Genomic DNA, 19,239 nt, shown 5'->3' on the forward strand with positions numbered 1-19,239 from the left:
GGGCGGTCGGGGTGGACGGGAGGACGGCCGGGGCGCGGCGGAGGACAGCGTGGGGGCTGGGCGGGATCACCGGGTGTCGCCTCCCGGGAAACCGTCCTGCGCCGCCCACGGCAGGCACAACAACTCCACCTCGCCGCCACGGCCCGTACCGCCGGGCGGGACGACGGCCAGGGCGTCGGCGGCCGCGAGGCCACGCAGCATGGCGGGCCCGTGGAACCGGAGCGGCCGGACCCGGCCGCCGTCCTCACGGGCGACGGGGACCAGCCGGGTGTCGGCGGGGTGCCCGGGCGCGTCCTCGCCGAGCACGGCACGGTACGGCTCGGGCGCCGCCCGGCCCGAGAGCGACCGCAGCAGGGGCTCGGCGAGCGTGAGCAGGCCGGCGACGGCCGCCAACGGGTTGCCGGGGAGGCCGACCAGGTGCCGGCCGGGCGTGAGGCGGGCGAGCAGCATCGGATGCCCAGGCCGGACGGCGACGCCGTCGACCAGCAACTCCGCGCCGAGGTGGCGCAGGGTGGGGTGCACATGGTCGACCGGCCCCCCGGCGGTGCCACCGGTGGTGAGCACCAGATCCGCGTCGGATGCCTCCAGGGCGGCGCGCAAGGCGGTCGCGTCGTCCCCCAGTCGGCGGATCCCGGCCACCTCGGCCCCGAGCGCCCGCAGCCAGGGCCCGAGCATGGGCCCGAGCGCGTCCCGGATCCGCCCGTCGTGCGGCAGCCCCTCCCGCAACAGCTCGTCGCCGAGCACGAGCACCTCGGCCCGGGGCCGGGGCGTGACCTTCAGCTGGTCGTACCCGGTGGCGGCGGCCAGCCCGAGGACGGCCGGGGTCACGAACGTCCCGGCGGCCAGCAGCCCGTCGCCGGACTGGCACTCCTGCCCCCGGGGCCGGATGTCCTGCCCCTGCGTCAGGTGCCGGCTCGCATACAGCTCGCCCTGGGGGCGTACGGTGCCGTGCTCGGTGCGCAGGACGGCCGTGGCGCCGGGCGGTACCCGAGCCCCGGTGGCGATGCGCACGGCCTCGCCGTCGTGCAACGGCACGACCTCGGAACAGCCGGCCAGGATGCCGGCGTCGTCCCCTTCGGGCAACCGCCAGGGCCCGGGCCCGGCGACGGCCCAACCGTCCATGGCGGAGGTATCGAAGGACGGCAGATCGGTCAGCGCGGTCAACCGCCCGGCGAGCGTATGCCCGAGGGCCTCGTCGAGGGCCCGCATACGGGGAGGCAGGGGCTCGGCCGCACGGCCGGCGATGAGCCGGGCGACGGGCCAGGGGGTGCCCGGGGCATCGGTACCTGAACCACGCGGAGGGCGGCCGGGTTCGGCGGAACCGGCTCCGGTGGGACGGGCGCTGGCGGAGCTGGCGGGGGTATCCGCACCGGCGGAGCCGGCGGAACTGCCGGAAGCACCCGCACCACCGCCACCGCCACCACCACCGGCGGAACCGTCAGAGGCGCCCGTCCGATCCGTATCAGCAGAGGAGGCCCGACCACCACCGGCAGAGTCCCGCGAACCCGAACCGCCGGCCGGGCCAGTGACAGCCGCAGCCGCAGCCGCAGCGGTTTTCAGCGACCGGGCGCCGTCCACGTCGCCAGGCCCGTCCAGCGAGCCCTCTCCGCCGGGCTCCCCGTCCGGGCCCGCCCCCTCGGCGTCGCCGGGTTCGCCATTCCAGCCCGTCCGGCGTTTGAGGACCGGGGTCCGGGGCAGAGCCCCGGTTTCGGGAAGGGGCGGGACTGGGGAAAACTCCCCCTCCCCCCGCCGCATCGTGTCGTAAAACCGCACCCCCGCGAACGGAACATCCAGCTCCCCAGCCGAGCCCCCCAAAGCCCCCGCGTCCGGATCCCCGTCCGCATCCGCATCCGCACCCGCGCCCGCATCCGCCGAACCAACCGCCCCCGCGCCGCACTCCTCAAACGGGTCCCGAACGAAGTCGAACGAGAAGTACCCCCGCCCGGCCACCGCCGCAGGCGGCCCCGGAACGGCCGGCGCCGGTGCCGGCACGGTCACCCCCCGCTCATCGGCGAGCAACGCCAGCGCCTCATCCGTGGCCCGGTCCAACGCGGCGTCACCGTCCCGCTCCGACGACGGCTCCGCCGACAGCTCCAGGCCGAGATCCAAGCCAAGATCCAGCCCCGGGTCCCGCTCCGGATCCAGCGCCGGATCCAGCCCCGGATCCCCCTCCGGCCGCCCCCGCTCCCTCCCCCTCATGACGACTCGTCAGGCGTCCGGGCTTCCTCGGCCCAGCGCGCGGCCAGCGCCACCGCCTTGCGGGCCGCCTCGGCCACCGCCTCCGGGCCGCCGCCGCGCTGTGCGGCGGCGTACCCGACCAGGAAGGTCGTCAGGGGCGCGGCAGGGCGCGCCACGCCGTGCGCGGCGTCGCGCGCGAGGTCGAGGAGGCCGGCCGTGTCGACATCGAGTTCGACGCCCAGCTCGGCCTTGGCGGCGGCAATCCATTCATCCAGCACGCTCCCATCGTCCCTGATGCGCGCGCGGGCCGTGCCGATGTCCTCCCAGGTGTCGCAGTCGAAGGACGCGGTGTCGTGGTGCAGACGGCCGAGCGTCAGCTCGGTGGTGAGCAGGCGCAGCGGCAGACCACTGAGCGTGCCGTACTCCGCGACGAGCAGCCCCAGCTCGCGCAGCAGCGGCTCCACGCGGTACGCCCCCACGAGCGGCTGCTCCCGCCCGTCGCCGTCGACGATCACCACCCCGTCGACGCCACCAGCGCCCGCCGGCCCCCCGTCAGACGGAACGGTCCCCTCGGCCCCCTCGGACCCCTCAAGCCCCGCCAGCAACGCCCCCACCACGTCAGCCCCCAAGAACGGCAGATCGGCGGAGAGAACGAGCACCCGCTCGGCCCGGACATGCCGCAACCCGGCGGCCAGCCCGGCCAGTGGCCCACCCCCCGGTGGCTCCTCGCGCGCCCAGGTCACCGGCCGTACCGTGGGGCGGCGCGGGCCGACCACGACCGTCCGCCCCGCATCGCCGCAGGCACCCAGCACGCGGTCGAGCAGCGACCGCCCGCCGACCCGCACCGCGGGCTTGTCCGCCCCGCCCAGCCGCCGTGCCGCGCCCCCGGCCAGTACCACCGCGTCGTAAACCGTCACCCGTCGAGTATGGCGAGGCCGGCGCGGACGCGATCGTTCAGAGGGACCGCAACAGCACCGCCGGCTGCTCGACGCAGTCGGCCACGTAGCGCAGGAAGCCGCCCGCCGTGCCCCCGTCGCACACCCGGTGGTCGAAGGTGAAGGACAGCTGCACCACCTGCCGTACGGCCAGCTCCCCCTCATGCACCCACGGCTTGGGCGATATTCGGCCGACGCCGAGCATCGCGGCCTCGGGATGGTTGAGGATCGGGGTGGATCCGTCGACGCCGAACACCCCGTAGTTGTTGAGGGTGAACGTGCCACCGGTCAGCTCGGCCGGGCTGAGCTTGCCCGCCCGCGCGGCCTCGGTGAGCCGGGCCATCTCGACCGACAGCTCGACGGCGTTGCGCGCGTTGGCGTCCCGCACGACGGGCACGACCAGGCCGCGCTCGGTCTGGGCGGCGAAGCCCAGATGGACGTCCGGCAGCGTGACGATCTCCTGGGCCTCGGTGTCGACCGTCGCGTTCAGCTCGGGGTACTTCGCGAGCGCCGCCGTACAGATCCGTGCCAGCAGGGCGAGGAGCGACACCTTGGCCCCGCCGGAGGCGTTCATCGCCCGGCGGGCGGCCATCAGCTCGGTGGCGTCCGCGTCCACCCAGCACGTGGCGTCCGGGATCTCGCGGCGGCTGCGGCTGAGTTTCTCCGCGACGGCTCCGCGCACCCCGCGCAGCGGTACGCGCAGACCGTCCGACACCCGCCGGCCTCCCGCCACACGGCGGCCGGCCCGGGCGGCGGGGCGGGCGGTCTGGCCGGCCTGAGCGCCGGTGCCGGCGACGGCTGCCGCCGCCCGTGCCTCCTGGGTCTCGTGGGCCGCCGCTTCGACATCGGCACGGGTGATCAGCCCGTCCGGCCCCGTACCGCGCACCAGGGAGAGATCCACGCCGCGCTCCCGCGCGAGGCGCCGTACGAGCGGGGAGATGACCGCGACAGTGCCCGGTACGGGCGTCCGCTCGGCGGGCTGACCCACCTCGCGGACCGGGGGACGGACCCGGCGGCGCCGCGCCGAGGGCGCCTGCGTCCCGTAACCGACCAGCACATTGCCCGAGCCCTCACCCCCACCCCCGGAACCGGAATCAGCCCCGGAATCAGCCTCGGCACCAGCACCGGCACCCCGTTGAGCCCCACCCCCGGACGCGTCCCCGGACACGTCCCCGGAACCGGCCCGCTCCCCGGAGCCCCCTCCCGACCGCGCAGCCGAGCCACCGCCCCCGGAGGCGGGCGCCGAGCCCCCGGTGGCCCCGGACTCGCCCACCGCCACCGTCAGCAGCGGCGCGCCGACCGGCAGTTCCGCACCCTCCTCGCCGAAGCGGGCGGTCACCACGCCCCCGTAGGGGCAGGGGACCTCCACCATCGCCTTCGCCGTCTCGACCTCGACCACCGGCTGGTCGACGGCGACGACGTCGCCGACGCTCACCAGCCAGCGGACGACCTGTGCCTCCGTGAGCCCCTCGCCCAGGTCGGGCAGCGTGAACTCGCGCACCACCGCCATCAGCGCGCACCACTTCCATATTGGTTGTCGTCAGAGGTCCATTCCGCTTCCCACTGCAGTCGCGCCACCGCGTCCAGGACCCGGTCCACGCCCGGCAGGTGGTGCTTCTCCAGCATCGGCGGCGGGTACGGGATGTCGAACCCCGCGACCCGCAGCACAGGCGCCTCCAGATGGTGGAAACAGCGCTCGGTGATCCGGGCCGCGATCTCCGCGCCCGGGCCGCCGAAGCCCGTCGCCTCGTGCACGACCACGGCCCGCCCGGTGCGCCGTACGGACGCGCAGACGGTCTCCTCGTCGAACGGCACCAGCGATCTCAGGTCGACGACCTCCAGGTCCCAGCCCTCGGCCGTGGCCGCCTGGGCGGCCTCCATGCAGACGGGCACCGACGGTCCGTAGGTGATGAGCGTCGCGGACGTGCCCGGCCTGCGGACGACCGCGCGGCCGATGCCCGGCACCTGCTCGGGGCGCTCCGGGTCCCAGCCCGCCTTGGACCAGTACAGCCGCTTGGGCTCCAGGAAGATCACCGGGTCGTCGGAGGCGATCGCGGCACGCAGCAGCCCGTAGGCGTCGGCGACGGTCGCCGGGGCAACGACGTGCAGGCCGGGGGTGGCCAGGTAGTAGGCCTCGGAGGAGTCGCTGTGGTGCTCGACGCCGCCGATGCCACCGCCGTAGGGCACGCGAACGGTGATCGGCATGGGCATCGCACCGCGGGTCCTGTTGCGCATCCGCGAGACGTGGCTGATGAGCTGCTCGAAGGCGGGGTAGGCGAAGGCGTCGAACTGCATCTCCACCACGGGCCGCAGCCCGTACATGGCCATGCCCACGGCCGTCCCGAGGATGCCCGCCTCGGCGAGCGGCGTGTCCGTGCAGCGGTCCTCGCCGAACTCCTTGGCCAGGCCGTCGGTGACCCGGAAGACGCCGCCCAGCGTGCCGACGTCCTCGCCGAGGACGTGGACGGCCGGGTCGTCGGCCATGGCGTCGCGCAGCGCCCGGCCGAGAGCCTGCGCCATGGTGGCGGGCTTGGGACCGGATTCGACAGGCGCGGTGGTCATCGCTGCCTTCCTTCCTGGGGGCCGCCCTCCAGGGGGCCCGGGAGCTCCCCCGCGGCAGTCAGCTCAGCACGCAATTGTGCTGCCTGCTCGCGCAGTTGGGCAGTCTGTTCGGCGTAAACATGTGTGAACAGTTCCATCGGGTCGAGCACGGGGTCCTGGTTCATCCGCTCGCGCAGATCAGCGGCCATCCGCTCGGCGGCCTCCTGCTCGGCCCGTATCGCCGCGTCGTCCAGCAGCTTGCGTGCGGTCAGCTCCCGCTCCAGCAGGGCGATCGGATCGTGGGCGCGCCATGCCTCGACCTCGGCGTCGCTGCGGTAGCGGGTGGCGTCGTCGGCGTTGGTGTGGGCGTCGACGCGGTAGGTGACGGCCTCCACCAGCGTGGGCCCGCCGCCGGCCCGGGCCCGGCGCACGGCCTCGGTGAGGACCTGGTGGACGGCTGCCGCGTCGTTGCCGTCGACAAGGCGGCCGGGCATGCCGTACCCGACGGCCTTGTGGGCGAGGGAGGGCGCGGCGGTCTGCTTGGCGAGCGGGACGGAGATGGCGAAGCCGTTGTTCTGCACGAGGAAGACGACCGGTGCCCGCCACACGGCGGCGAAGTTGAGGGCCTCGTGGAAGTCGCCCTCGCTCGTGCCCCCGTCGCCGACCATGGCGAGCGCGACGACGTCGTCGCCCTTGAGCCGTGCGGCGTGGGCCAGCCCGACCGCGTGGGGGAGCTGGGTGGCCAGCGGGGTGCACAGGGGGGCGACGCGGTGTTCGTGCGGGTCGTAACCGGTGTGCCAGTCGCCGCGCAGCAGGGTCAGGGCCTGCACGGGGTCCAGGCCCCGCACCACGGCGGCCAGGGTGTCGCGGTAGCTGGGAAAGAGCCAGTCGCGCTCCTCCAGCGCCAGCGCGGCGGCGACCTCGCTGGCCTCCTGCCCGGTGGAGGAGGGGTAGACGGCCAGCCGGCCCTGGCGGGTGAGGGCGGTGGCCTGGGTGTTGTAGCGGCGGCCGCGCACGAGCTGGCCGTACAGCCTCCTGAGGAGGTCCGGGTCGAGCCCGTCGGCGGCGTCGGTACCCAGCAGGCGGTACGGCTCCGCGTCGGGCAGCAGCGGGGCGGGGTCGGTCCGGGGTTGCCAGGCCGGGGGCGGGCTGGGCCGGTACGAGCCGGGCTGCTCCAGAACCGTCATGACGAGCACCTCCTCTTAGGACGAGCTTGACCGGAAAGCGTCGTGCGCTCTCCCTACCGATTGTTCGGTCGATGGCACTTTTTGGCTACAGGCGGCCCGAGCCTGTGGACAAACGGTTCTCCACAACTTGAGATATGAACAGGACGTCCATGAAGGGGAGGCATGGCGGTATGCCGGACGAACAGATGGCCACGTCGGGCGGCAGACCGGCCGCCCGCCCGCTCGACGACATCGACCGCTCGATCCTGCGCATGCTGCAGAGCGACGGGCGGGCCTCGATACGGTCGGTGGCAGAACGTGTGCACGTCTCACGGGCCAACGCCTACGCCCGGATCAACCGGCTCATCGACGACGGCGTCATCAAGGGATTCGGCGCCCGGATCGACCAGGAACGGGCGGGGCACGGCGCCTCGGCCTACATCACCCTGAAGATCGTGCAGAACTCCTGGCGCACGGTCCGCGAGGAGCTGCGGGAACTGCCGGGGGTGGCTCACATGGCCCTGGTGAGCGGGGATTTCGACGTCCTGCTGCTCGTCCACACCAGGGACAACCGGGCCCTGCGGGAGCTCGTCCTGACCCGCATCCAGGCCATGGACGACGTGCTCAGCACCCGGACGCTGCTGGTCTTCGAGGAGACGGACCTCAAGGAGGACCGCCCGCTCGACGAGGGCCGGTAGCGTCCGGGGGACAGCGGTTTTCCGCACCCCGGCCGGAGTGCGGAAGACCGCTGTCAGCGGTACGTGCGCAGGCCGGCGAAGGCCGTGTGGATCACGGCGTCGGCCACCTCGTCGCTGGTGGCGGCCCCGCCGCGCTCCGGCCGGTACCACTCCACAACGGAATTGATCATTCCGAAGAGCAGCCGGGTCGCCAGCCGGATGTCCACGTCCTCCCGGAGGTCGCCGTCCGCCGCGGCCTCCTTCAGCAGCTCGGCCACCTGGTGGTCGAACTCGCGACGCCGTTCCATCGCCCAGCGCTCGGTATCCGTGTTGCCCCGTACGCGCAGCAGCAGCGTCACATAGGGCAGCTCGGCCATCAGCACCTCGACCGTGCGGCGGGTGACGTACTCGAGCCGGTCGATCGCCCTGCCGTCGGTGGCGCCGGGCTCGTCCAGGACGGCGAAGAGCTCGTCCAGGGCACGGCTTATGGCGAGCCGGAGCAGCTCTTCCTTGCCCTTGACGTGGTGATAGATGGAGGACTTGGAGATGCCGGCCGCCTTGGAGAGGTGCTCCATGGAGGTGCCGTCGTAGCCCCGCTCGTTGAACACCTTGACGGCGACCGCGAGCAGCGATTCGGGCGTGTAGGTGTCGCGCTTGGCCATGGTCATGATTACAGCAGGCTCTCCTTGACGGCCGCACGACGGCGGAGGGGCTGGCAGGCGGCGTAGCGGCCGCCGGGGTACTCGTGGTCCATGTTCCGCAGGAACTGGTCGAGCCAGTCGGTGTCCAGGGCCCGGCTCCATTCCAGCGGGCCGAGGGGGTAGTTCACGCCCTTGCGCATGGCGGTGTCGATGTCCTCGCGGCTGGCCACGCCGCGCCCGGCCGCGTCCTCGGCGAAGTCGGCGAGCAGGGCGACCGTCCGGGCGACGATCATGCCGGGGGCGTCCCCGATGACGCTGACCTTCTTGCCGAGGGCCTGGAACAGCCCGATGGCCGCCTCGACGTCCTCCTTCGGCGCGGTCGCGGAGGGCGCGAGGGCGACGCGGGTGCAGGTGCGGTAGTCGAGGGCGAGGTCGAAGTCGATGCGCGGGCCCAGGTAGGCGGTGTTGGTGGGGCCCTGGCCGTCGGCGAGGGCGAGCCGGGTGCCGCCCGGCAGTACGAGGCAGCCGTCGAAGGTGCCCTCACCGCTGTCGCGGGTCACCTCGATGCCCGCTTCCTCGATCATCGCGGGCAGGACGGCGGCGGGCCCGGACAGCCTGAGCTGGTAGCCGACCGCCCCGGGCGCCCGGCACGGCCCGGCCGTGTGCGGCACGGGCGCGGCGGCGCCCTCGCCGTGGTCGTACCACCCCCGGCCCGTCTTCCGCCCGAGCAGGCCGGCCTCGACGAGCCGCTGCTGGGCGAGCGAGGGCGTGAACTTCGGGTGGTGGAAAAACGCCTCGTACACCGAACGGGTGACGGAGTTGTTCACATCCTGGCCGATGAGGTCGGTCAGCTCGAAGGGGCCCATGGCGAAGCCGCCGCTCTCGCGCAGGACGGCGTCGATCGTGGCGGGGTCCGCGACGCCCTCCTCGTACACGCGGAAGGCCTCGGCGTAGAAGGGCCGGGCGATGCGGTTGACGAGGAAACCGGGGGTGTCGGCGCAGCTCACGGGCGTCTTGCCCCAGGCGGCCACGGTGGCCTGGGCGCGCTCGGCGACCGCCGCGTCCGTGGCGTGGCCCCGGACGACCTCCACGAGCGGCAGGAGTGGGGCGGGGTTGAAGAAGTGCAGGCCGACGAACCGGCCGGGCAGGCGGAGGGCGCCCGCGACGGCGGTCACGGACAGGGAGGAGGTGTTGGTGGCGAGTACGCAGTCGTCGGGAACGACCGATTCCAGCTCACCGAACAGCTTCTGCTTGGCGGTGAGTTGCTCGAGAATCGCCTCGATGACGAGTGCGGAGTCGGCGAGGTCGGTCAGCTGTGCGGCAGGGCGCAGGCGGGCGAGTGCCGCGTCCCGGCCGGCCGCGTCGAGTCTGCCCTTGTCCACGAGCCGGCCGAGGCGTGCGGCGATCGACCGCGCCGCCTCCGCCGCCCGGCCGGGGGCGGCGTCGTACAGCCGCACGGGATGCCCGGCGACCAGGGCGACCTGGGCGATTCCCTGCCCCATGGTGCCCGTGCCGACGACGGCGACGGTGCGTGCCGGGTCGATTGGGGTCATGTCAGTGATCCTCCCCGATGAGTTGTCCACAGGTTTGCCGGGCCCCCTTGTCCCGACCGATCGTTCGGTTACTGTATCCATCGGGAGTGCTCCTGGCTCCCCGAACGCTGTCGCCCGATCCCTGTCGCCCTAGTCGCACTGTCAGAGCCCCGCTCGACGAGGAGTTGGTCAGACGTGACCGCCGCACTCACCACCGCCCAGTTGATCGAGAAGCATCTCCCCACGCTCGACCAGGCCCTGGACGCCATCCGTACGCGCGCCTACTGGTCCCCGTACCCCGAGCACCCGAAGGCCTACGGCGGCGACGGCCAGGGGGTGCCCGGCAGCCTCGACGCCGCCGGCGGCCAGGCGGCCTTCGACGCCCTGCGCGGCAAGCGCTTCGAGCTGGACCAGCCCGGCACGGACGGCTGGACGGGCACGGAGGTCTCGCCCTACGGCCTGGAGCTGGGCGTCGAATATCCGCACGCCGACATCGATGTCCTGCTGCCTGCCCTGCGCGCGGCCATGCCCGAGTGGCGCAAGGCCGGAGCGCGGGCCCGGGCCGCGGTCTGTCTGGAGATCCTCGCCCGGATCAACGCCCGGACGCACGAGATCGCCCACACGGTCATGCACACCAGTGGTCAGGCGTTCATGATGGCGTTCCAGGCCGGCGGGCCGCACGCCCAGGACCGCGGCCTGGAGGCCGTCGCCTACGCCTACGCCGCCCAGGCCGCCGTCCCCGGCTCCGCGGAGTGGGTCAAGCCGCAGGGCAAGCGCGATCCCCTGGCGCTGACCAAGGAGTTCACGGCCGTACCGCGCGGCGTCTCGCTGCTCATCGGCTGCAACACCTTCCCCACGTGGAACGGCTACCCGGGCCTGTTCGCCTCGCTCGCCACCGGCAACGCCGTGCTGGTCAAGCCCCACCCCCGGGCGGTGCTGCCGCTCGCGCTGACCGTTCGGATCGCGCGCGAGGTGCTGAGCGAGGCCGGGTTCTCCCCCGACCTGGTCGCCCTGGCCGCCGAGCGGCAGGACGAGGGCATCGCCAAGGCCCTGGCGGTGCGCCCGGAGATCCGCATCATCGACTACACCGGCTCCACGGCCTTCGGCGACTGGCTGGAGGCCAACGCCCGCCAGGCAGAGGTCTTCACCGAGAAGGCCGGGGTCAACACGGTCGTCGTCGACTCGACCGACGATTACAAGGGCATGCTCTCCAACCTGGCTTTCTCCCTGTCCCTGTACAGCGGCCAGATGTGCACCACCCCGCAGAACCTGCTGATCCCCCGCGAGGGCATCGCCACCGACGCCGGCCACAAGTCGTACGACGAGGTGGTGAGCGACCTGGCCACCGCCGTGGACAAGCTGCTGGGCGACGACGCCCGGGCCAACGCCCTGCTCGGCGCGATCGTCAACGACCAGGTCAAGGCCCGTATCGACGCCGCCGCACAGCTGGGCGAGGTCGCCCTGGCCTCCCGCTCCGTGGCCAACCCCGACTTCCCCGGCGCCACGGTCCGCACCCCCGTGATCGTCAAGCTCGACGGAGCCAAGCCGGACGCGGAAGCGGCCTACCTCTCCGAGTGCTTCGGACCGGTGGCGTTCGCGGTGGCCGTCGACTCGGCCGCCGACGCCGTGGAGCTGCTGCGCCGCACGGTGCGGGAGAAGGGCGCGATGACGGTCGGTGCCTACACGACCTCGGCAGAGGTCGAGCAGCTGATCGAGGAGGCGTGCCTGGAGGAGTGTGCCCAGCTCTCCCTCAACCTGACGGGCGGGGTGTACGTCAACCAGACGGCCGCCTTCTCCGACTTCCACGGCTCCGGCGGCAACCCGGCGGCCAACGCGGTGCTGTGCGACGGTGCGTTCGTCGCGAACCGCTTCCGCACGGTGGAGGTGCGCCGACCGGCCTGAGCCCGTCAGACGGGAGCCGGGCCGCCCCAGTGGAAGAGCGTCATGGCGACGCTGGTGGCGAGGTTGTAACTGGAGACCTGGGGACGCATGGGCAGGGCGACCAGCCGGGTCGCCCTGGCCCGCAGCTCAGGCGAGATGCCGTGCCGCTCGGAGCCGAAGGCGATCAGCGCGTCGTCCGGGACGGGCACGGACCGGATGTCGTCGCCCTCCGGGTCGAGGACGTACAGCGGCCCGGGCGGCAGTTCCTCGAGGGGAAGCCGCTCGACGGCCGTGGCGTAGTGCAGCCCGGCGCCGGACCGCACGGCGTTCGGGTGCCAGGGGTCGATGTCGCCGGTGGTGACCACTCCGGTGGCCCCGAATCCGGCGGCGAGACGGATCACGGCGCCGACGTTGCCGAGGTTGCGGGGGTTGTCCAGGACGACGACGGGCGAGGTACGGGGCAGGCGCGCCAGCGCGTCGAGGTTGGCCCGGCGGTCGCGGCGGGCGGCCAGGGCGGCGACCCCGGTGGGGTGCACCCTGGGCAGCAGCCCGCGCAGCGTCTGCGCGGGCACCTCCACCAGGAGATCGTCGAGCCTGTCCGTCAGGTCGTCGGCCAGGTCGGCCGCGAGCGCCAGGGTGGAGGTCTTGTCACTGGTGAGGGCGGGGCCCACGGCCGCCCCGAAGCGCAGGGCGTGCTTGAGCGCGTGAAAGCCGTCGAGCAGCACGGCGTCGGGTGCGTCGGCGGCCCATCGTCGCAGTACAGCGGCGTCGGCGTCGTCCTGGGTCATGCCCCTCACCCTACGATCCGCCCCTCGGGCAGTGACTCAGCGCTTCCGGCGTTCGCGGAGCTGGGTCCGGGGCGGAGCCCCGGCTTCGGGAAGGGGCGGGACAGGGGAATACTCCGCCTCACCTTCACCACCCGCCCCAGCTTTTGCAGGAAGGAGGTCGGCAGGAACACCGCGTCGGCCACGATCATCGCCAGCGAGAAGAACGGCAGTCCCAGCAGCACCGCGATGCCCACGTGCTCGGCCATCATCACCACCAGCAGCACGTTCTTCACCCGCCGGTTCAGCAGCGTGAAGGGGAAGGCGACCTGCGCGGCCACCGTGCCGTAGCTGAGCAGCAGCACGATGATCCCGCTGGCGGCCAGGGCGTGGGAGAGCCAGGGCCACGGCGAGAAGTAGTCGATGTGCATCGGGTAGTACAGCGCGGTGCCGTCCTGCCAGCGCGAACCCTGGATCTTGTACCAGCCGGCCGTGGCGTAGATCAGACAGACCTCCGCCATGATGACCAACAGGGCGGCGTTGTGGGCGAGATGGGCCAGCGTGTCCAGCACTGTCCGGGGCTCGCCGGGGGCGTAGCGCCCCGCCGCCCACCACAGGCCGTGGATCAGCCACAGCCCCCACAGCGCGGTCGCCCAGCCGATGCCCGGCAGCGGCCCTTCGTCCGTCCACGCCATGCCGGTGCCGGCGAACACCTGCGCGGCGGCGAGCGCGAGGCCGCAGACCGTCCACAGCACGATGCCGGGCACGTCCCGGTCGTCCTGGCCGCCGGCCCGGCGGGCGGCGCGCCGGGCGTCGAGGGACCAGACCTGGCCGCAGCGTGTGAGCACGGTGTAGAGAGCCATCAGGTGGATGACGTTGTCGCCGCCGTCGCCGATGAAGACGCTGCGGTTCTGCAGCGACAGCACCGCGAGCATGGAGAGCACGGACATGGTCCGTGTGCGCCACCCGAGCATCAGCAGGGCACTGGAGATGACGGCCAGCGCGTAGACGGCCTCGAACCACACAGGGCTGTCGGTCCACAGGAGCGCCGTGAAGGCGTGGTTGTCGGCGGTCAGCTGCTGGGCCATCCCCCAGCTCCAGGGGGCGTCGGGCCCGTAGAGCTCACGGCGGTTGGGCCATTCGCGGAGCAGGTAGCACAGCCAGGTGAAGGAGAGGCCGATGCGGATGACGGCGGTCTGGTACGGGCCGAGTGAGGAGCCGGTGGCGCGGGCGAGCCCCCGCGTGAGGGAGTTGATCACCGGGTGCTCACCTCCGCGACGTCGGCGGTGGTGACCGGCCACCAGCTCAGCACGCGGTGCACCGGCTTGGTGTCGGCCTTCTCGTCGCTCCACGGCGGCGGGGCGATGGCCGTGGTCACGGACCGCACCTGCACGCGCTCGACCGGGCGGCCGTCCTGCGCGGCGCCCAGCCGGGAGACGACGATGCGGCGTATGTACTGCTCGGAGAGGCGGCCGCGCAGGCCGTTGGGCTGCTCACGGGCGTCGTGGGTGTTGGCGTAGAAGTCCCAGGCGCGGCGGAGTTCGTTCTGCCGTGTGTGGCTGGGGAGCGGGTTGTGGAGGATGGCGGCGCCGTCCCGGGCGGAGAGGTCGGTCCAGGGGGTGACGGTCGTCCGGCCGTCGGGGCCGCGCAGCTCGGCACGGGCCTGGACGGCGATGTTCTGCTGGAGGGGGTTGGGGGCGAAGAACTTCCAGTTCTGTTCGTATTCCGGATAGACGTAGTCGTCGATCGCCGCCGCATGCTGCTTGCTGACCGTGTTCGGCGGCGCGACGTGCAAGAACATCATTCCCAGGTGTACGGCCGCCGCCAGGCCCACGACCGCGACGCCGGCCGCGACGACGATCCGTGACGGCAGGGACAGCCCCTCCAGTCCGGCGTCGCCGCCGGTCCTCTCGCGCCCGTCGTCCCTCTCCATACCGCCCCGATTCCGCTTGCCGCACCGATGCCGTCTCGCCGCCGGGGGTCCGGCGTGCACCCGAACGGTACCGACGCCGCCCCACACGGCACAGCGCCCCCGGGTTATCCACAGGGTTGACAGGCCCCGGGCACCGATCCACCATTGAACCGAACGATCGGTCGGTAGGGAGATTCGGGAGAAGCGAGGGGGCACGGCATGACGACGATTGCGCCGGAGGCAAGGACACCCGAGGCGGTGTTCGAAGCCGCCGTGGCCGCCGACGAGCGCATCGAGCCACGCGACTGGATGCCCGATGCCTACCGCGCCACCCTGGTCCGCCAGATCGCCCAGCACGCCCACTCCGAGATCATCGGCATGCAGCCCGAGGCCAACTGGATCACTCGGGCGCCCTCGCTGCGGCGCAAGGCCATCCTCATGGCCAAGGTCCAGGACGAGGCGGGCCACGGCCTGTACCTGTACAGCGCCGCCGAAACCCTTGGCACGAGCCGCGACGAGCTGCTCGACAAGCTGCACGCGGGCCGCCAGCGCTATTCCTCGATCTTCAACTACCCCACGCTCACCTGGGCGGATGTGGGCGCCATCGGCTGGCTCGTGGACGGCGCGGCCATCACCAACCAGGTCCCGCTGTGCCGCTGCTCCTACGGGCCCTACGCCCGCGCCATGATCCGCATCTGCAAGGAGGAGTCCTTCCACCAGCGCCAGGGCTATGAGCTCCTGCAGGCCCTGAGCAGGGGCACCGAGGCCCAGCACGCCATGGCGCAGGACGCGGTGGACCGCTGGTGGTGGCCCTCCCTGATGATGTTCGGCCCGCCCGACGACGAATCGGCGCACTCCGCCCAGTCCATGGCCTGGAAGATCAAGCGCCACTCCAACGACGAGCTGCGCCAGCGCTTCGTCGACATCTGCGTCCCCCAGGCCGAGTCGCTGGGGCTGACGCTCCCCGACCCGGACCTGCGGTGGAACGAGCAGCGCGGACACCACGATTTCGGCGCCATCGACTGGGACGAGTTCCACGAGGTGCTCCGGGGCAACGGCCCCTGCAACGACCAGCGGATCAGCGTGCGCCGCCAGGCGCACGAGGAAGGCGCCTGGGTGCGCGAGGCAGCCGCCGCTTACGCGGCCAGGCATGGGGAGGCGAAGGCATGACCGGCACCGACTGGCCGCTGTGGGAGGTGTTCGTGCGCAGCAGGCGGGGCCTGTCGCACACCCACGCCGGCAGCCTGCACGCACCGGACGCGGAGATGGCCCTGCGCAACGCCCGCGATCTCTACACCCGGCGTTCCGAGGGCGTCTCGATCTGGGTGGTGCCCTCCACCGCGGTCACCGCCTCCTCGCCCGACGAGAAGGACCCCTTCTTCGATCCCGCCGCCGACAAGCCCTACCGGCACCCCACCTTCTACGACATCCCCGAGGGGGTGCGGCACCTGTGACCGCCGCACTGGCTCTCGGCGACGACGCGCTGGTGCTCTCCCACCGGCTCGGCGAGTGGGCCGGCCACGCGCCCGTGCTCGAGGAAGACGTCGCCCTCGCCAACATCGCCCTGGACCTCCTCGGCCAGGCACGCACCCTGCTCTCCCTCGTCGGCGACGAGGACGAGCTGGCCTTCCTCCGCGAGGAGCGCGCCTTCCGCAACGTCCAGCTCGTCGAGCAGCCCAACGGCGACTTCGCCCACATCATGGCCCGGCAGCTGTACTTCTCCGTCTACCAACACCTGCTGTACGGACAGCTGGCCGCCACGGACGACCCGCTGGCCCCCCTGGCGGCCAAGGCCGTCAAGGAGGTCGCCTACCACCGCGACCACGCCGAGCACTGGACGCTGCGGCTCGGCGACGGGACGCACGAGAGCCACGCCCGGATGCAGCGCGGCCTGGACGCCCTGTGGCGGTACACGGGCGAGCTGTTCGAGCCGGTCGAGGGCGTGCCCGTGGACTGGGCCGCACTGCGCGACGGCTGGCTGACCGGGGTCACGGACGTCGTCGAGCGCGCCACACTGACCCTCCCCGCCGGCCCACAGGCGGGCGCGTGGACGGCCGGCGCGGGCCGGCAGGGCATCCACACCGAGCCGTTCGGCCGGATGCTCGCGGAAATGCAGCATCTGCACCGCAGCCACCCGGGGGCGACATGGTGAGCGCGCCCACCCCCCTCGAAGAGGAACTCCGCGCCCTGGCCGGAGCCGTCCCCGACCCCGAGCTGCCGGTCCTGACCCTGGCCGAGCTGGGCGTGCTGCGCGCCCTGCACATCACCGGCCCCGGCCATGTGGAGGTGGAGCTGACCCCCACCTACACCGGCTGCCCGGCGATAGAGGCGATGTCGGCGGACATCGAGCGGGTGCTGCGCGAGCGCGGCATCCCCGAGGTCGAGGTGCGCACGGTCCTCGCCCCGGCCTGGTCCACGGACGACATCACCGCCGAAGGGCGGCGCAAGCTGGAGGAGTTCGGCATAGCGCCGCCGGGGCCGGCGGGCGGAGGCGGCCCGGTCATGGTCGGCCTGGGCATCCGCTGCCCCCACTGCGGCTCCACCGACACCACGCTCCTGAGCCGCTTCTCCTCCACCGCCTGCAAGGCGCTGCGCCGCTGCGAGGCATGCCGCGAACCGTTCGACCACTTCAAGGAGTTGTGATGGCAGCGGCCCACCATGGCGCCTTCCACCCCCTGCGGGTGGCAGCCGTCGAACCGCTCACCGACGACTCGGTCGCCGTCACCCTCGCGGTGCCCGCCGAGCTGCGCGACACCTTCCGCCACGCACCCGGCCAGCACCTCGCCCTGCGCCGCACCGTGGACGGGGCCGAGATACGCCGCACGTACTCCATCTGCGGACAGGCACCGGGACCGGGCGCGGACGGGCCGAGGACGCTGCGGGTGGCGGTGCGGCTGGTGGACGGCGGGGTGTTCTCCACCTATGCCCTCAAGGAGCTGGCCACAGGGGACACGGTGGAGGTGATGGCGCCGGCCGGGAGGTTCGTGCTGGAGCCCCGCCCGGGGCACTTCGCGGCCATCGTCGGAGGCAGCGGCATCACCCCGGTGCTGTCCATCGTCTCGACCCTGCTGGCACGCGAGCCGCAGGCGCGGTTCTGTCTGATCCGCAGCGACCGCACCAGCGCCTCGACGATGTTCCTGGACGAGGTCGCCGACCTCAAGGACCGCTATCCGGACCGGTTCCAGCTCATACAGACCCTCTCCCGTGAGGAGCAGCAGGCCGGCCCCGCCTCCGGGCGGCTGGACGAGGAGCGGCTGGCCCGGCTGCTGCCCGCGCTGGTGCCGGTGGAGGCGATCGACGGCTGGTTCCTGTGCGGGCCCTTCGGGCTGGTGCGGGGCGCCGAGCGGGCGCTGCGCGGGCTCGGGGTCACCCGGGACCGGATCCACCAGGAGATCTTCCATGTGGAGGAGGCCCCGCCCGGCGCACAGGCCCCCGCCGCGAGGGCCGCGGCGCCCGCGCACAGCACGGTGACCGCGAAGCTGGACGGCCGGGGCGGCAGCTGGCCGGTGCGGGACGGGGAGTCGCTGCTGGAGACGGTGCTGCGCAACCGGGCCGACGCGCCCTACGCCTGCAAGGGCGGGGTGTGCGGGACGTGCCGGGCCTATCTGGTCTCGGGCGAGGTGCGCATGGACCGCAACTTCGCCCTGGAGCAGGAGGAGCTGGACGCCGGGTATGTGCTGGCCTGCCAGTCGCATCCGGTCACGGAGAAGGTGGAGCTGGACTTCGACCGCTGATTCCCCCCGCTTCCCGCTCCCCGGCCCGTTCTCCTGTTCCCAATCGCGGCCTGCTGCCTTAACTTGACGGTTCGTCAGATAGGACGGGCGCGCAGCGGGCGAGAGGGGCGGCAGTGGACTTCACCTTCACCGAGGAACAGCAGGCCGTGGTCGAGGCGGCCCGGGCCGTCTTCAGCGGGGTGGCTCCCGATGAAGTGCCCAGCCCCGCCCTGGTCCCGGGTGCGGTCGCCGACGACATCGACCGCGCTCTGTGGCGGCGGCTCGCCGAGGCCGACCTGCTGAGCCTGCCGCTCCCGGCCGAGCACGGCGGCGCGGGGCTCGGCCCGATCGCCCTGTGCCTGCTGCTCCGCGAGGCCGGACAGGTCCTCGCCCGCGTCCCGCTCCTGGAGACGGGCGCCGCCGCCCTCACCCTGCGCGAGTACGGCGCACCCGCCACGCGGCGGCTGCTGCCCCTGATCGGCCGGGGCGAGCTCGTCGTCACCGTGGCCTCCAGTGGCCGCACCGGGCATGACGCGGCCGAACTGGCCGTCACCGCCCGCCCCGACAGCGACGGACACTGGCTCCTCGACGGCGTCCAGACCGCCGTCCCCTGGGCGCGCGGCGCCGACCGCGTCCTGCTGCCCGCCCACACCGCCACGGGCCGCACCGTGCTCGCCCTGTTACCCCCCGGCCTGCCCGGCACCGCCCTCGCCGACCAGGTCTCCACCAACGGCGAGCGCTACGCCGAGATCAGCCTGGACTCCGTGCGCGTCGACGGCGACGACGTCATCACCGCGGAGGGCGCCTGGGAGTGGCTGCGCAGCGTCCTGACGACCGGCACCTGCGCCATGGCGCTCGGCCTCGGCACGGCCGCCGCCCGGATGACCAGCGCGTACGCGAGCAAGCGCGAGCAGTTCGGCCACCCCATCGCCACCTTCCAGGCGGTCGCGGTCCAGGCCGCCGACCGCTACATCGACCTTCAGGCGATGGAGGCCGCCCTCTGGCAGGCCGCCTGGCGCATCGAGTCCGGCGCGCCCGGCGCGCTCCCGGCGGCCGCCGACATCGCCGTCGCCAAGATCTGGGCCTCGGAAGGAGTGCGCCGCGTCGTGCAGACCGCACAGCACCTGCACGGCGGCTTCGGCGCGGACACCGACTACCCCCTGCACCGCTACCACGCCTGGGCCAAGCAGCTGGAGCTCTCCCTGGGCCCGGCCGCCGCCCACGAGGAGGCCCTGGGCGACCTGCTGGCCGCCCACCCGCTCAGCTGAGGCCTGTGGCAAGGCCCCCCATGCAGTCGGC

18 protein-coding genes are annotated in these 19,239 nt (G+C 73.1%); 8 read left to right on the top strand and 10 right to left on the bottom strand.

Annotated features, from left to right (window positions below; genetic code table 11):
* Positions 1-66: 66 nt before the first annotated feature.
* The 5 genes from ABZ956_RS04680 to pdhA form a co-directional block, all read right to left on the bottom strand.
* Complete coding sequence (locus ABZ956_RS04680) at positions 67-1,596, bottom strand: molybdopterin molybdotransferase MoeA (protein ID WP_361888008.1); 1,530 nt, start codon at positions 1,594-1,596, stop codon at positions 67-69.
* A gap of 599 nt (positions 1,597-2,195) precedes the next feature.
* Positions 2,196-3,095, bottom strand: a complete 900-nt coding sequence (locus ABZ956_RS04685; RefSeq protein ID WP_361886935.1) for an NTP transferase domain-containing protein — start codon at positions 3,093-3,095, stop codon at positions 2,196-2,198.
* Positions 3,096-3,132: 37 nt separating this feature from the next.
* A complete protein-coding gene (locus ABZ956_RS04690; RefSeq protein WP_361886938.1) occupies positions 3,133-4,623 on the bottom strand; it encodes a dihydrolipoamide acetyltransferase family protein in 1,491 nt (496 codons plus the stop codon).
* A complete protein-coding gene (locus ABZ956_RS04695; RefSeq protein ID WP_361886941.1) occupies positions 4,623-5,675 on the bottom strand; it encodes an alpha-ketoacid dehydrogenase subunit beta in 1,053 nt (350 codons plus the stop codon). Before ABZ956_RS04695 ends, ABZ956_RS04690 begins: the two co-directional genes overlap by 1 nt.
* On the bottom strand, positions 5,672-6,841 hold the full coding sequence (gene pdhA / locus ABZ956_RS04700) for a pyruvate dehydrogenase (acetyl-transferring) E1 component subunit alpha (protein ID WP_361886944.1): 1,170 nt from the start codon (positions 6,839-6,841) through the stop codon (positions 5,672-5,674). Before pdhA ends, ABZ956_RS04695 begins: the two co-directional genes overlap by 4 nt.
* Positions 6,842-7,011: 170 nt before the next feature.
* On the opposite strand from pdhA, the gene ABZ956_RS04705 reads away from it, so the two are divergent.
* Complete coding sequence (locus ABZ956_RS04705; RefSeq protein WP_361886947.1) at positions 7,012-7,518, top strand: Lrp/AsnC family transcriptional regulator; 507 nt, start codon at positions 7,012-7,014, stop codon at positions 7,516-7,518.
* 53 nt (positions 7,519-7,571) lie between these two features.
* Here the strand turns inward: ABZ956_RS04705 and ABZ956_RS04710 are convergent, their stop codons facing one another.
* Positions 7,572-8,165, bottom strand: a complete 594-nt coding sequence (locus ABZ956_RS04710; protein ID WP_361886950.1) for a TetR/AcrR family transcriptional regulator — start codon at positions 8,163-8,165, stop codon at positions 7,572-7,574.
* Between the two features lie 2 nt (positions 8,166-8,167).
* Complete coding sequence (locus ABZ956_RS04715) at positions 8,168-9,691, bottom strand: 3-hydroxyacyl-CoA dehydrogenase (protein ID WP_361886953.1); 1,524 nt, start codon at positions 9,689-9,691, stop codon at positions 8,168-8,170.
* 174 nt (positions 9,692-9,865) lie between these two features.
* Between ABZ956_RS04715 and paaN the strand changes: the two genes are divergently transcribed.
* Complete coding sequence (gene paaN, locus ABZ956_RS04720) at positions 9,866-11,572, top strand: phenylacetic acid degradation protein PaaN (protein WP_361886956.1); 1,707 nt, start codon at positions 9,866-9,868, stop codon at positions 11,570-11,572.
* Positions 11,573-11,577: 5 nt separating this feature from the next.
* Here paaN and ABZ956_RS04725 read toward each other — a convergent pair whose 3' ends face one another.
* From ABZ956_RS04725 to ABZ956_RS04735, 3 genes are read right to left on the bottom strand one after another with little or no spacing between them, the layout of a single operon-like run.
* Positions 11,578-12,339: a TrmH family RNA methyltransferase gene (locus ABZ956_RS04725; RefSeq protein ID WP_361886958.1), complete on the bottom strand. Its 762-nt coding sequence runs from the start codon at positions 12,337-12,339 to the stop codon at positions 11,578-11,580.
* A gap of 5 nt (positions 12,340-12,344) precedes the next feature.
* A complete protein-coding gene (locus ABZ956_RS04730; RefSeq protein ID WP_361886961.1) occupies positions 12,345-13,574 on the bottom strand; it encodes an HTTM domain-containing protein in 1,230 nt (409 codons plus the stop codon).
* Positions 13,571-14,248 carry a DUF5819 family protein gene (locus ABZ956_RS04735; protein ID WP_361886964.1) on the bottom strand — a complete coding sequence of 226 codons (678 nt, stop codon included), beginning with the start codon at positions 14,246-14,248 and terminating at the stop codon, positions 13,571-13,573. Before ABZ956_RS04735 ends, ABZ956_RS04730 begins: the two co-directional genes overlap by 4 nt.
* A gap of 198 nt (positions 14,249-14,446) precedes the next feature.
* Between ABZ956_RS04735 and paaA the strand changes: the two genes are divergently transcribed.
* From paaA to ABZ956_RS04765, 6 genes are all read left to right on the top strand, one after another.
* The gene (paaA, locus tag ABZ956_RS04740) at positions 14,447-15,397 is read left to right on the top strand and encodes a 1,2-phenylacetyl-CoA epoxidase subunit PaaA (protein WP_361886967.1); all 951 of its coding nucleotides are present in this window, start codon (positions 14,447-14,449) and stop codon (positions 15,395-15,397) included.
* On the top strand, positions 15,394-15,681 hold the full coding sequence (gene paaB / locus ABZ956_RS04745; protein WP_361886970.1) for a 1,2-phenylacetyl-CoA epoxidase subunit PaaB: 288 nt from the start codon (positions 15,394-15,396) through the stop codon (positions 15,679-15,681). Before paaA ends, paaB begins: the two co-directional genes overlap by 4 nt.
* Positions 15,678-16,379: a 1,2-phenylacetyl-CoA epoxidase subunit PaaC gene (gene paaC, locus ABZ956_RS04750; protein WP_361886973.1), complete on the top strand. Its 702-nt coding sequence runs from the start codon at positions 15,678-15,680 to the stop codon at positions 16,377-16,379. Before paaB ends, paaC begins: the two co-directional genes overlap by 4 nt.
* Positions 16,373-16,870 carry a 1,2-phenylacetyl-CoA epoxidase subunit PaaD gene (gene paaD, locus ABZ956_RS04755; RefSeq protein ID WP_361886976.1) on the top strand — a complete coding sequence of 166 codons (498 nt, stop codon included), beginning with the start codon at positions 16,373-16,375 and terminating at the stop codon, positions 16,868-16,870. Before paaC ends, paaD begins: the two co-directional genes overlap by 7 nt.
* Positions 16,870-17,961: a 1,2-phenylacetyl-CoA epoxidase subunit PaaE gene (paaE, locus tag ABZ956_RS04760; RefSeq protein ID WP_361886979.1), complete on the top strand. Its 1,092-nt coding sequence runs from the start codon at positions 16,870-16,872 to the stop codon at positions 17,959-17,961. Before paaD ends, paaE begins: the two co-directional genes overlap by 1 nt.
* A 113-nt stretch (positions 17,962-18,074) precedes the next feature.
* Positions 18,075-19,208 (top strand): acyl-CoA dehydrogenase family protein, encoded by a 1,134-nt coding sequence (locus ABZ956_RS04765; RefSeq protein ID WP_361886982.1) that lies wholly within the window; start codon positions 18,075-18,077, stop codon positions 19,206-19,208.
* Positions 19,209-19,239 lie beyond the last annotated feature (31 nt).

The sequence above is a fragment of the Streptomyces sp. NPDC046261 genome, assembly GCF_040646235.1.
GTDB lineage: Bacteria > Actinomycetota > Actinomycetes > Streptomycetales > Streptomycetaceae > Streptomyces.

Excerpts from the sequence above, each read along its gene's own strand:
- paaE (WP_361886979.1), top strand. The coding sequence starts at position 16,870 with ATGGCAGCGGCCCACCATGGCGCCTTCCACCCCCTGCGGGTGGCAGCC.
- ABZ956_RS04735 (WP_361886964.1), bottom strand. The coding sequence starts at position 14,248 with ATGGAGAGGGACGACGGGCGCGAGAGGACCGGCGGCGACGCCGGACTG.
- pdhA (WP_361886944.1), bottom strand. The coding sequence starts at position 6,841 with ATGACGGTTCTGGAGCAGCCCGGCTCGTACCGGCCCAGCCCGCCCCCG.
- ABZ956_RS04690 (WP_361886938.1), bottom strand. The coding sequence starts at position 4,623 with ATGGCGGTGGTGCGCGAGTTCACGCTGCCCGACCTGGGCGAGGGGCTC.
- paaD (WP_361886976.1), top strand. The coding sequence starts at position 16,373 with ATGGTGAGCGCGCCCACCCCCCTCGAAGAGGAACTCCGCGCCCTGGCC.
- ABZ956_RS04715 (WP_361886953.1), bottom strand. The coding sequence starts at position 9,691 with ATGACCCCAATCGACCCGGCACGCACCGTCGCCGTCGTCGGCACGGGC.
- paaA (WP_361886967.1), top strand. The coding sequence starts at position 14,447 with ATGACGACGATTGCGCCGGAGGCAAGGACACCCGAGGCGGTGTTCGAA.
- ABZ956_RS04705 (WP_361886947.1), top strand. The coding sequence starts at position 7,012 with ATGCCGGACGAACAGATGGCCACGTCGGGCGGCAGACCGGCCGCCCGC.
- paaB (WP_361886970.1), top strand. The coding sequence starts at position 15,394 with ATGACCGGCACCGACTGGCCGCTGTGGGAGGTGTTCGTGCGCAGCAGG.
- ABZ956_RS04725 (WP_361886958.1), bottom strand. The coding sequence starts at position 12,339 with ATGACCCAGGACGACGCCGACGCCGCTGTACTGCGACGATGGGCCGCC.
- ABZ956_RS04710 (WP_361886950.1), bottom strand. The coding sequence starts at position 8,165 with ATGACCATGGCCAAGCGCGACACCTACACGCCCGAATCGCTGCTCGCG.
- ABZ956_RS04695 (WP_361886941.1), bottom strand. The coding sequence starts at position 5,675 with ATGACCACCGCGCCTGTCGAATCCGGTCCCAAGCCCGCCACCATGGCG.